Below are 12,495 nucleotides of genomic sequence, written 5' to 3'. Positions count from 1 at the left end.
GGCCCCCCAAAGCGCGCGCGCGGGACGTTTCCCGGCGTTGCGGTACCCGCTCGCGGCTGTGGGGGGCTTCGCTCTGTCAGCGGCCATCACAGCGCCCCTGAGCCCCGATCTCGGGCTCACGGTCGGCAGTTGGGTCATGATCAGCGTCTACAGCGTCTACGGGGCGCTCCTGGCGCGCACGGACCTGCAGGAGCGTCGACTGCCCGACGCGCTCACACTCACGCTCGCCGCCTTCCTGACGGGCACCGTCCTCGCTCTCGCGATCACTGCCGGCGCCGGCGGTGCAGCGATCTCTGCAATCAGCGGCGCACTCGGCCTCGCGGTGTTGCTGGCAGCGTTCGGGCTGCTCGGGCAAGTCGGTTTCGGTGACGTGAAACTCGCTCTCAGCGTGGGGCTGCTCACCGGGTGGCACACCTGGTACTTCCCGTTCATCGCAATCGCGGTCGCCTACGTCCTCGCGTTCCCCCACGCGATCATCGCGGCGGTGCGACGCAAGCACGGACACGAGAGCACGGACCTCCCGTTCGGCCCCTACATGATCGCCGCCGGCCTGGTCGTCGCGATCGTCGCCACCCTCGCCACCCTCGCCAGCTGAATGTCCGACGAGTACTACAGCCCCGAAGGGGAGTACCTACGGCGCGTGCTGCGGCGCAGGCGCGCGCGGACCGAAGTCGCGGCCGCGGGCTGGTTCGGCCGCAGACGCGCACGCGACCAGCTCCGTGAGCTCGAAGAGAGCGACGGCCTCGACGATGCAGCACAGCGATGGGCGCGTTCGATGCTGCTGACCGAGATCGCGAACGCCTGGGCGCGGACCTCCCGGCATTCCAACGAGTGGCATCCGCGACTGCTCGAGCACCTTCCGGGCCTCGCCGAGGAGGCCGCGGCCGAGGCTGTGCTGCAGGCCGGTGACGACGAGTTGCTCCACCCGCTGCTCACCGCCGCGGCCGCGGAACAGCTCGCGCGTGAGAACGTCGATCGGGTGAGGCGCGTGGTGGACGACCCGACCATCTACCTGCTGCGCACCACGACGCCAGAGGGGAACCCGATGACCGTGCTGCAGCACGCTGCGAGCGGTCTGCGTGGACGATTCGCCGTCGATCCCTTCGACGGGTTCGGTGACGTGTTCTCGAAGCCCTACGACATCCCGTCGATCAACCCGGACAACCCGCACGACGATGGCAACCGCTGGGAGCTGTACGCGGGTCTCGGCATCGGGCGTCGCCTGTACCTCTCCGCGGCCGACCTCCACCCACACGTCCGCTGGCGTGCCGGTATCCAGAGCCCCTATGCGGCGCCGCTGCGCACCAGGCTGCACGACGCCGACCCGTACCACTGGGGGGCGAGCTGCACCTGGTGCAACGAGCGGCGGATCATCTGGCGCGAAGCCGACCCGACCAAGCTCGCCGAACACCCCATCACGCCGGCGCCGGCCGCGATCGCCCCCCGGATCATCGAAGTCATCACCAGCTCGAGGTAGCAGAGGGTCATCCTCCGTGGATGCTCGCGCCGACGAAGACCGGGGGAGAGGCCACCTGTGGCAGCGCCTCCTCACGGCCGCACACCACGCACGCCAACGCGGCAGGGCGATCGCGCATCACCACACCGCAGCAATGCGGCTGGGTGCCGGCTGCCAGCCAGTCGTGGACCATCCTGCGAAGCTACGCCCCCGCGCGGCCGCGAGCATCGACTTCTCCACAGCACGTTCCCCAGACAGGTGTTTTGTGGCACAATACCTATATGGGAATCGAGTGGCCGGAGTCAGCTGACAAGCACGACATCCCCCACGCTGACGCTCTCTACGCAATGCAGAACGCGACCTACACGAGCACCAAGGTCAAGATCAACGACGGCGACACCCGCAACCAGCGTCGCGTCTTCATCGGCCCACAGCACGCACAGACCGATCGGCTGATCGAAGTGCTCATTGAACTCAAGCCCGGCGGCAACTTCGTCGTCTACCACGTCATGCCGCTGGGCGCCTACTACCGCCGACAGATGGAGGAGGAGAACGAATGACCCTCAGCAAGAAGGACCAGGAGCGCTACGCCACCCTCGCCGCGCTCGAAGAGCAGCCCACCGGCGCGTCAACGCCGGGGGATAGCGCCCACGGCGCCGACGCCGCAGCCATCGGGCAGCAGCTCCTCCTCGAGGCCCTCGGAAGCACACAGGCTGTCGCACGGGCCGTCGGAGGACGACCCCGCGTCGGCGGCACGGCCGCGGGATCCGGCGCGTCCCCGACGATCCGCACCCGCGTCACCCCGACCCGCAAGCGCGAGGTCGACCAGCTGCGCGCGCAGCTGGGGATGAAGACCGACTCCGACGTCGTCCGAGCCGCCCTCGACGAGTACGTGCAACGGCACCTGCAAGCCAGCGCATGACAGCGGGGAATGTCGGAGACGACCACTAGGGTCCGCCCATGCGCGTCATCGGAACCATCCGCAGCACCGCCACAGAGCGGATCACCGTCGAGGCCGGCAGCTACCAGGAAGCGCGCGAGATGCTCGAAGCGCAGATCCCCGAAGGCCACGAACTCATCGCCATCCGCACCGACGACACCGACGCCAGCTGACCATGGGCACACTCGCAGACTCGATACCCGCAGCTCACGCGCGAAGCGCCTGGGCTGCGGGTATCGAGCCCCTGCGTGAGGCGTTCCCACTCCACGCCGACAAGCTCGTCCGCGCGATCGCGTACTCCTACATCGAGCCCCTCCCGACACCGATCTTCATCATCGGGGGAACCCCCACAACCCGAGACGCGCTCGCCGACGCACTCGCCGAGCTCGCCGGCGAGATCGAACGACCACACATCGACCCCCTCACGTTCGCAGGAGTCCGACGTGCCGTCGTGCCCGGCAGGCCACTGGTCCTCACCAGCGCCCCCCACGTCAGCCCCCGCGCACCACTCAGCGCGCTCGACGAGATCGAGATCGAGAGCTTCGTCTCATTCGCCACCCCACTCAGCAAGGCCTCCGCGCTGATCATCGCCAGCTCTCAGACAATTCAGCCGCTCAGCGCCGAGCGCTCCATCACCATCGAGCTTCCCCAGCGTCCGCGCAGCCTTCAACCGCTCCGCTCGCTGGGAAGTGAACCCGCCGCTGCCGGCCGACGCATCATCGCGAGCTATCTGCAGCAGAACGCGCCCCACCTGGATCTCGACCCTCATGGGATCAACATCGCCCGACATCCCGACTTCGCCAAGCCCCGGCGCCTCGACGCCGCGTTCTACCTCGGCGACACGATCCTGAGCACCCTCGGCCTCGATGCTCCCGCCCAGCCCGCGACGTCATGGCTCGGCGAGGACGACCAAATCATCTGGGCCCTACGCGAGGCCGTCAGATACCTGCTCGCCAACGGCGGCGAGCTCACCGACAACGCCAGCCAGACCAAGGAGTGGGTGATCGGACGCACCGACCACCGCTACCTGTATATCCGCCCCACCGAAGCGCTGCCCTTCATCCGGGCCGCGCACGGTGACCCCACCCTCAGCATCAAAGCGATCACCACGACACTGCGCCGGCTACATCTGATCGGCACCAAGACCGGAACCGTGACCGCGCGAATCGGTGGAGAACCCACCCGCGTCTGGAAGATCCCCGCCGATCGAGAGATCTAGCGCGACACGCCGAGCTCAGCGAGCGAAGACGGGCCACACCACCCGAGGAATCCACTCCGAGGAAGCGTCGGATGACACACAACCCTCGTCGACGCAGCAGTATTGCTCGCACGTCGCTGTAACAGCAAAGCCCGACTCGCGCGCAGTGGTACACAATTGAGGTGTACCAACGAAATTAGCGCTGACCTGGGGTTTCATTACCTCTGGTACACCTGCCGATTCGCAAGGTGTACCAAGCATTTTTGCCTTCTGATCAGTGTTTTTATCGCGTTTGGTACACCTGGTACACCTTTTCAGCGGCAGCCCTCACACATGCGCGCCCGCGCGAGGCGTAAAAGGTGTACCAACAGCGAAGCCAAACTTTTTTCGGGAACCGATGTCCGCGAAGCGTCCGAGGCTGGGCCTATACCTGGCATGAGAGCTCAGAGCCGTCTGCGCGACGCACCGAACCAATCCGTGATTCTGAATCAGCTACGTGCTAGAAACAGGGCATGCCAGCCAGAGCGAAGCCAGGACGTCGTTCATACGGCCCTCGCGCCGTCAGGACGGTTCGATATCCGGAGGCCTACGACCCGATCCTCGAACGCCTCGCTGCGGAGTCTGGGATCCCCCTCAGCAGCTGGCTTGCGCTGGCTGTCTCACAGCAGGCCGGGCTTGAGATCCCGGACTACGTCAAGGACGAGTTGGAAAAGGCGGCGCGCGAGCGCGCTACGCGCGAGGCAGAACAGGAGCTCGACATGCTCGACATGCCAAAGTCCGCGTAGAAAGACTCAACCCCCTCCGGTCTGCCAACCATCGGGGGTCTTGAGTGCTTTTGGGTCACAGCCTCCTGCCAGAGGCTGATCAAGTTACTGATGCTGAGTCAGTCAATCCATGATCGGATGTTCATGATTATAGCCGCGATATTGCGGATGTCTAGCGTTGGTGTGGCCGTCGTGTCGCACACGCTGGGCGCTGCAGCGTGCACCCGAGGGGGTGTGCTGCAGCGATGACGCTTGAGTACACCGGCACGTCGACGGCTACGAACTCTCTCGATCGTGTTCTCGAGGCCCTGGACCGGGGCGGGTGGAAGCCCCGCCGGCAGGGAAGCCAGCACATGGCGCTGTGCCCAGTGCACGGCGACGCGATGCCGTCGCTGAGCATCCGCTACGACCGCACCGGCGGCAAGGTGATGTTGCACTGCTTCGGCTGCGGCGATGCCTTCGATCTCCGCGACGTGTGCGGCGCGCTCGGCCTGACCGTCAGCGACCTGTTCGACGCACCGCTGCCCGCCGATCGCCGCACCGGCTCGCGCACCCCGCGGGCGAAGCGGCCCTCGCTGCCGCCGCGGCTGACGCAAGATGAGCTCGCCCCCAAGACTCCGGATCTGACGGGCGCGACATGGCGCCAGGTCAAGGTCTACGAGTACGTCGACGACAACGGCGTCGTCCTGCAGCGCGTGCACCGCGAAGAGACCACCCTGGACGGACAGCGGCACAAGAGGTTCACGCAGAGCTACCGTGGCGCCAACGGCCGGTGGGTCAAGCGCAAGCCCGAAGGCTTTGCGCCCCTCCTGTACAACCTCGCCGCGATCCGCGCAGCGGTCGCCGCCGGCGGCGACGTGTGGCTGCTCGAGGGGGAGAAGGACGCCGACAGCGCGATCGCCGAGGCCCTGGCCGCGACGACGAACGCCGGCGGTGCCACGGCGTTCCCCGCCGAGCTGCTCGAGCAGTTCCGCGGCGCCACCGTCAACCTGGTCGTCGACAACGATCCCGCCGGCGCACAGCGGGCCGCGGCGGTCGGCGCGCAGCTGGCGGAGCTGGGCATCCCGGCACGGATCTACCTGCCCAACCTCGACGACCGCAAGTCGGACTTCACCGACCACATGGACGCCGGCGGCACCGTCGCTACGCTCGTCGAGATCTCCGTCGACGACGCCCGCGCCATGGTCGCCGCGGCCGAGGCAGACAAGCTCGTCCACGGCCGCACCGGCGTCGCCGTGTGCCTCAAGGAAGCGACTGCCCAGCTTGAGCAGAACCAGCAGGACCGGGCAACCTCCGAGCAGCACGCCGAGGCGTGGGCGCGCGAGTCCCTCAACCGCCTCGAGCGGATCCACGCGATCAACCCGGACCTGACCGCGGAGCAACTCAGCGACCGGGGCCGCGTCGCCCTGACCGAGTACGCGGCCGCGGTCGCGGAGGGCGCGCGGATCTCCCGCGACACCTACATCGTCGCAGGTCTCGACGTGCCCCAAGCGGTCGCCTCCTCCGTGGTCGCAACCCGCCCCGTCGTCGACGAGCAGCAGCCGGCAGAGACTATCGAGATCACCCCCTCCGCACCCCTCACGCAGACCGGCAGCGGCGGCGGGGGAGTGTTCTTCGGCAACGACAACCCCGAGGACCAGCCCGAGAAGCGCCCCTTCATCCGAGGCAACCACTACGGCGTGGTTGAGGGGCAGACCGTGCTCATCAAGCACACCCCCGGCGACGAGGACGACCAGTACCATCGGGTCATGCACGGCTGGGCAGAGGTCCAGACAGTCGCCATCGAAGACGACGGCACGGACAACGAGATCGCTCGCCCCCCGCACCTGTACGTGATCAAGTTCTCCCGGTGGGTCCGCAACGATCGCGGCTACCCGATCCGCGACAAGGAGACCGGCCAGTTCCAGACCGAGTCGGTGGTGCTCAAGTACACCGAAGACCAGATCCGCGACGGGTCATGGTCCAAGGCGATGCCCTGGCCTGGGTTCCTCGAGTCGAACAGCCGCCGCGGCGCGGATCAGGCATGGGATGCGATGAACGCGATCAAGCCGCCGCGGAACAACAGCATCGTGCACACCACGGTCGGATGGCGCACCACCGACACCGGCGACTACTTCGTGCACGCGACCGGCGCGATCGCCAAGAACGGCGCGCTCGGCGTCGAGGTCGACGTCGCGACGACCTCCGAAATCTACGCGATGCCCGAGCCGACCACCGACCGCGACCAGCTGCGCCAGGCGTGGCTCGACGGCACCGTGGCGCTGCGGGAATCCGAGCTGCCCGCCCGTGTGATCGCACCGCTGCTCGGCCACTCCTGGACCGCCCCGGTCCTGCCTGGCCCGATCTTGCTGCACCTGGTGGGCGGGTTCGCTTCCTACAAGACCTCACACAGCCGTCTGGCCGTGCAGTACTTCGCCCCGAACCTCACCCACAACACCAAGGGCCTGATCTCCGGCGCATCCGGCGGATCCACCGCGATCGGCCTGCAGCGCACCCTCTCCGCGATCAGCAACGTGCCGGTGATCGTCGACGACTTCGCCCCGGACGGCAACGCCAGCGACGCGATCCGCCGCATCAGCACCCTGGGCCGCACCGTGTTCAACGGCATCGGTCGCATCCGCGGCAAGCAGCGCGGCGGCGCCGAGGCCGACCGCCCGATCCTCGCCAGCATCATCACGTCCGGCGAACTCTCCGCCCAGGGCTCCGCCGACTCCCGCATTGTCAACCTCCCGCTGGATCCCGCCACGCTCAAGAACGGCGGCGTGATCTTCGGTCGCCTCGAGTCCAAGCGCGCCCGCCACGCTCGCGCGCTCATCGGTGCTTCGCTCGTGCAGTGGACGGCCGCGCGCCGTCAGCAGCTCGTCGACGACTTCACCGAGGCCGAAGAGGACAGCGAGCACCGCCTGTGCACGCAGGCCTACTGGCGTGAGGCCATCCCCCGCCAGAACGGGCACGCGGGCCTCCACGACCGCCTCGTGCAGTCTGCCGTGGTCCTGGACCGCGGCATCATGATCATGCTGATGATGCTCCGCGACCTCGACGTCATCAGCGACGACGAGGCCCGCGACTTCTACGGGTGGGCGCGAGCGGGCATCGCCGAGGCGATCAGTCTGCAGGACTCGTCCGCATCCGACCCCGCCGAGCAACTCATGGAGTACCTGCGCGAGGCGATCGCCAACGGCAACGCTCACCTAGCCGGCATGGACGGCACAGTCCCCGACGATGCGAGCTCGCTGGGGTGGGCCGACCAGTCCACCGGAATGAACCCGCAGTGGCGCCCCAACGGGCAGCGCGTCGGCGTCATCAACAAAGACCGCCTCTACCTGTTCCCGACGACGGCCGTCGCCGTGGCCCGTCAGATGTCGCAGCGCGCCGATGAAGCGTTCAGCGACACCAAGACCTCGCTCTCCTCGTCGATGCTCTCCCACGGCTGGCTCATCGCGGACGGCGCCGGCAAGCGCAGCGTCGTCCGCCGCACCGGACGGTCGATGCAGCACCGCGTGTGGGACATCCCACTGTCCGCGCTCACCGGCAGCGGCCCCGACACCCCGAACGACGACACCGGCCTGGACGGGGGAGAAGGCCCCCAGACGCCGCCCGAGAACGACATCCCGTCGCTGTTCGAGGCGCCCAAGGTCGACGAGGCCACAACCACCCCCGAGGCGCCCGCACAGCCCGCCGTGACCGAGCCCCAGCAGCCTGCATCCGCAGAATCACCCGCCGCGCCTGCCCCCCGACCGGCAGCGCCCGCACAGCCCGCCGTCGCGACGTCGGCCGAGGACTTCCGTGCACCGCTCGGCGTGCTCCACACGGACGGGCTGTGGCTGTCCACGGGCGAGCTGATCACCATCCGCGGTCAGCTCGAGCACGCCGGCCAGCTCGCGCAGCTCGCCACCGACCTCAACCTGGGCACCCGCATCAACCAGGGCACCAACGGGGCGCGCAAGACCGAGCGCGGCCAGATCTTCCTCACCATGGAAGCCGCTCTCGCTCTCGGACTCCCGCTGGACACCCTGCCCGAGTCCACCGACTCCGACTACGGCAAGCTGCTGCGCGAAGCCACCAAGGGGCACCCGTTCATCACCATGGCGACCGAGACCGGATTCTCGCTCAGCGGCGACGGATCCATGGCCGGCAGCATCGACATCTGGCGCGAGGATGACCGCCGGATCGGCGCGCACATCGCCCTCATCCCTGCCCAGGACTTTCGCTTCATCAGCACGATCCTCGACGGCGACCCAGACCCCGCGACCATCGCCCGTCGCCTGGGGAAGTTCACCGCGGCGCTCAAGTTCCCCTACCGCAGCAGCGCCGGCACCACCGGCACCAAGCTCATGCGCGCGCTGCTGCCCCGCGACAAGCACGACGAGATCTACTACCCACAGGACCGCCCCGGCCCGGTCAAGGACCAGATGATGGCCGAGGGTGACTTCAACTGGCAGCGCAAGCTCTTCGGCGACGAGCTCGAGCAGCGCTGGGTACACGGCTTCGACCGTGGAGGCTCCTACCTCGCCGCCGCGAGCACCGAGGTCGGCGTCGGAGCCCCCACCCACTACGACGGCCCGCTGCAATTCACCAAGGCCACGAACAAGCCCGGCTACTGGCTGATCACCGCACCGGAACCCGGCAGCTGGCTGATGCCCGACATCTTCGCCGCCCAAGGCATCGTCCGTGACGGGTTCACCGGATCGCAGATCTGGGTCACCACCCCCACGCTCGAGCTCGCGAGCGAAATGGGCCTCGAGCTCGAGATCCACGAAGCCTGGCTGTGGGACCGCAAAGCCAAGGTCTTCGAGGCCTGGTACAAGCGGGTCCGCGACGCCCGCACCACCCTCGACACCACCGACGTCGACGACCAGGCCGCTCGTGACCTCCTCAAGATCGTCTACGCGGCCGCGATCGGCATGCTCGACTACCGCGGCGACCACGACACCCTCGCCGTGTGGGCCCCGCACCGCCACGACATGATCGTCGCGAAGTCCCGCGCCAACATCATCCGCCGCGTCCTCGCCAACGCCGAGCGCACCGGCCGCTGGCCCGTCGCGATCGAGAAGGACACCGTCGTCTACACCAGCGACCACATCGACCCGCTCGAGGCCTGGCCCGGCGACCCGTCCTGGTTCGGCCGCGGCCTCGGTCAGTACAAGTACGAGGGCTCCGACCAGCTCTCGCATCACGCCGAGTTCCTCAACGGCGACGGCACCTACAAGGGCAAGCGACACCTGAATGAGTTGATCTGATGGCACTGAGCAAGGAAGCGCAAGCGCGGCAGCTCGCCGCGATGTTCGAGGGACTCACCGGGCACAAGCTCCCCGAGGTCTCCCGCGACACCAAATCCATGCTCAAGTTCCTCTTCCCCGGCCAGAGCGACCGGTTCCCGATCGCCACGAAGCTCGCCGCCACGAAGCTCGGAGTCTCCCAGGGCACCGTGCAGCGCTGGATCCGCGGGGCGCAGAATCCCCGCGCCGCGATCACCCAGGAGCTCACCAAGCGCGTCCGCCAGTCCGTCACCACCAAGCGCGGCCGCGGTCAGCTCGCCAAGCGCATCCAATCCCAGATCCCCACCCGTCAGCGCACCATCCGCATCAACGCGCTGCAGGGCCCGTCCGCAGACCCCACGGACAAGAAGTACGTCGCCGAACGGTTCAGCAACCTCGATATGTCGCCCTCCGAGCAGCAACAGCTCTATGACGCCTGGGTGCAAGGCGGCGACACCGGCGCCACCGACTACCTCACCGGCCTCTACGACAACCGCTACGTCGACGGTTGGCAGTTCCACGGCATCAAGGGCGTCGAGTTCCGCTGACACGAATGACCCGGCACCACAGCCTCGTCACGCTACGCTGTATGTAGTGAATGTCACGCTTTTATCAGGTGTGACCGGACTGACGACCAGAGAAAGGACCAGCCGATGGCAGCCTCCATGCCCGAGCTCGTCGACTACGCCTACATCGCCGAGAAGCTCAACGTCTCTCAGCAGACGGTGCGCGTCTACGCCACCGGCACCAAGCAGCGCAAGGCCGGCTTCCCCGAGTCGGTCGCACCCAAGACCGCGCGCTCGCCGCTGTTCCGCAAGAAGGACGCCGACGCGTTCATCCAGCGACGCCTCACCGAGACCGCCGGCGACACCGCCCAGGAAGAGGCAGCTCACAGCGCATTCGCCGAGCTCGGCCGCGAGATCAACCTGCGCAGCCGCGAACAGCTGCAGCAGGCCCTCTTCGAGGATCTCAGCCTGCCCCGCACCGAGAAGGACTCCGTCTCGACGCCAGCGCTCAAGAAGCTCTATGCCGACACCGGATCCACCTTCGTCGCCCACGTACTCGCCTACCGCGGCGCTGCAGTCGAGTGATCGCCTCGCGCTCGCCGCAGCGCCGGCACCAGCTCGGTTGACGGAGCGCGCCCACGCCTCTAGGCTGTGAATGTCACATTCACTAGTAGGAGTCAGGTAATGCCAGACGAGATCGACACGCCGGCACCCTTGTGGTTCACCCCCGAGAGCGCCGACGTCGATGCGCTCGAGCAAGCCTGGGGAGCCCACAAGCTCAGCAAAATCATGGGCGCCGCCCTCGGCAGCTTCAACCGGCTCGGCCACGTCAACGCCGGCACCGCCTCCGACACCTTCGGCGTCTCGGAGGGCACCATCCGCCGGTGGATCCGCGACGGAGTTCCTGCCAGTCGACTCGAGCGTGTCATCTCGCTCGTCCGCCCACCACAGGGCGCATTCGACCAGGAGCGCAAGGATCTCGTCTACGCCCGCGGCGCCGTGACCAAGATCACCACCGATCCAGAGAACGCCGTCGCACTCTGGGGCTACAAGGGCTACCTCGAGCAGTGGGATCTCGCGATCATCAAGATCAAGGGAATGCCCGTCCTCACCGTCCGCATGGCCCGCACCGACCGCGACCGCGCCGCAGACAAGCGTCTCGTCGCCGGCGGCGAGCTCGTCGAGCGCGTGACCTTCCCGAGCTACTGGGCAGCCATCGTCGCCCGTAGCGAGCTCCTCGAGGACGTCTACCCCTACCGAGTCCAGCTGCGCAACACGAAGCTCGCCAGCGGCGCTGGCAAGGCTTTCCTCGACGAGGCTCCCCGCAAGACGTTGCGCTCCTACCGGAAGCGTGCCCGCACCAGCGTCCGCAAGACCACCGAACAGAGCGACTGACAGGCGGCAGAGGCATGCTCCGACAGCTCCCGCTCAACCTTCCCGACGAGGACGAGCTTCTCGCCGTCGCCACGATCACGCTCGACGGCGCCGGGGAGTACAGCCTGAGCATCCACAACATCGTCGACGCCCCGCTCAAAATGACGCCCACTCAGCAGGCTCGAGCGCTGCGCATCCTCGCCACCGGTATCGAAGCAGAAGAAGCAGTCGGCAGAGAGCAGACCCCGTGAGCAAGGGGCACACGGGCCCCACGTTCTGGCATGGCGGGTTCCCCGGCCTCACGGTCGGCTCACGCCTCCTGAGTCCCTATGACGCCGCGGCCGCGCGCATCCCGATCTCATACACACCCCGCGATCGGCCGCAAATCGGCCTCGTCTCTCGCACCGATCGCGTTTACTTCAGCACGCGCCAGGAGTTCGCTCGCGCCTTCGCGTTCCAGACCGAGATCACCACACCCTCCGGCACCCTGACATCGCGAGGCACCCTCTACGCCGTCGAGCCGATCGGCGCCACCGAGGAAGATCCCGACTTCGCCGGCCACGAGATCTCATGGTGCGCGCCCGGCGCCATCATCACTGCGATCGTCGAAACCGATGTGCGCATGCGAGCTCGTGACGCAACCCGCGTCATCGGCAGCTACGCCACCTGGGACGACGGTCGACCGATGTACCTCGAGGACGGACGGCTCTGCATCACCTGGCAGATGGAGAGCCTCGGCCTCACTCAGGACACCGTCGACGAGATCGTGCGTCCGTGGACTCCTGTCGAAACCGCACTCGAGCGCATCGCGACAGCCACCCGTACCCATCACCCCCGCTGACCGGGGGAGCCGCGGTGTCGACCGCGCTCGGAATCGAGGCGAGGCCGGCCGAGCGCAGCGAGCCGGACCTGCCGGGCACCGCCACGACAACTGCACCCACGACAGCGGCCGGCTCGCCGGCCCGCCCGAGGCGTGCGGCGCAGCCGCTTGCCCACCCG

Annotated in this window: 13 protein-coding genes; all 13 read left to right on the top strand. The window is 67.7% G+C overall.

Annotated elements, in window-relative coordinates; translation table 11 throughout:
- Positions 1-136 precede the first annotated feature (136 nt).
- The 13 genes from QQZ13_RS05340 (at position 137) to QQZ13_RS05280 (ending at position 12,337) form a co-directional block, all read left to right on the top strand.
- A complete protein-coding gene (locus QQZ13_RS05340; RefSeq protein ID WP_172400032.1) occupies positions 137-595 on the top strand; it encodes a prepilin peptidase in 459 nt (152 codons plus the stop codon).
- Positions 596-1,477, top strand: coding sequence for a hypothetical protein (locus QQZ13_RS05335; protein WP_005052679.1), 882 nt, complete (start codon positions 596-598; stop codon positions 1,475-1,477).
- Positions 1,478-1,497: 20 nt separating this feature from the next.
- Complete coding sequence (locus tag QQZ13_RS05330) at positions 1,498-2,016, top strand: hypothetical protein (RefSeq protein ID WP_139833210.1); 519 nt, start codon at positions 1,498-1,500, stop codon at positions 2,014-2,016.
- Complete coding sequence (locus QQZ13_RS05325; RefSeq protein ID WP_005052673.1) at positions 2,013-2,378, top strand: hypothetical protein; 366 nt, start codon at positions 2,013-2,015, stop codon at positions 2,376-2,378. Before QQZ13_RS05330 ends, QQZ13_RS05325 begins: the two co-directional genes overlap by 4 nt.
- Before the next feature lie 38 nt (positions 2,379-2,416).
- Positions 2,417-2,569, top strand: coding sequence for a hypothetical protein (locus QQZ13_RS05320; RefSeq protein WP_005052671.1), 153 nt, complete (start codon positions 2,417-2,419; stop codon positions 2,567-2,569).
- Between the two features lie 2 nt (positions 2,570-2,571).
- Entirely contained in the window at positions 2,572-3,615 is a 1,044-nt protein-coding gene (locus tag QQZ13_RS05315; RefSeq protein WP_005052668.1) for a hypothetical protein, read from the top strand.
- 491 nt (positions 3,616-4,106) lie between these two features.
- Positions 4,107-4,379 carry a hypothetical protein gene (locus QQZ13_RS05310; protein ID WP_005052665.1) on the top strand — a complete coding sequence of 91 codons (273 nt, stop codon included), beginning with the start codon at positions 4,107-4,109 and terminating at the stop codon, positions 4,377-4,379.
- 224 nt (positions 4,380-4,603) lie between these two features.
- The gene (locus tag QQZ13_RS05305) at positions 4,604-9,598 is read left to right on the top strand and encodes a CHC2 zinc finger domain-containing protein (RefSeq protein ID WP_005052663.1); all 4,995 of its coding nucleotides are present in this window, start codon (positions 4,604-4,606) and stop codon (positions 9,596-9,598) included.
- The gene (locus tag QQZ13_RS05300) at positions 9,598-10,164 is read left to right on the top strand and encodes a hypothetical protein (RefSeq protein WP_005052659.1); all 567 of its coding nucleotides are present in this window, start codon (positions 9,598-9,600) and stop codon (positions 10,162-10,164) included. Before QQZ13_RS05305 ends, QQZ13_RS05300 begins: the two co-directional genes overlap by 1 nt.
- Positions 10,165-10,269: 105 nt before the next feature.
- Positions 10,270-10,707: a DNA-directed DNA polymerase gene (locus QQZ13_RS05295; protein ID WP_005052657.1), complete on the top strand. Its 438-nt coding sequence runs from the start codon at positions 10,270-10,272 to the stop codon at positions 10,705-10,707.
- Positions 10,708-10,806: 99 nt separating this feature from the next.
- Positions 10,807-11,517 (top strand): hypothetical protein, encoded by a 711-nt coding sequence (locus tag QQZ13_RS05290; RefSeq protein ID WP_005052653.1) that lies wholly within the window; start codon positions 10,807-10,809, stop codon positions 11,515-11,517.
- A gap of 14 nt (positions 11,518-11,531) precedes the next feature.
- Positions 11,532-11,747, top strand: a complete 216-nt coding sequence (locus tag QQZ13_RS05285; RefSeq protein WP_005052651.1) for a hypothetical protein — start codon at positions 11,532-11,534, stop codon at positions 11,745-11,747.
- Positions 11,744-12,337, top strand: coding sequence for a hypothetical protein (locus QQZ13_RS05280; protein ID WP_005052650.1), 594 nt, complete (start codon positions 11,744-11,746; stop codon positions 12,335-12,337). Before QQZ13_RS05285 ends, QQZ13_RS05280 begins: the two co-directional genes overlap by 4 nt.
- Positions 12,338-12,495: the final 158 nt, after the last annotated feature.

The organism is Microbacterium sp. T2.11-28 (assembly GCF_950097975.1).
GTDB lineage: Bacteria > Actinomycetota > Actinomycetes > Actinomycetales > Microbacteriaceae > Microbacterium.
The sequence above is the reverse complement of the archived record's forward strand: the minus strand, read 5'-3'. Positions and strand labels throughout refer to the sequence as shown.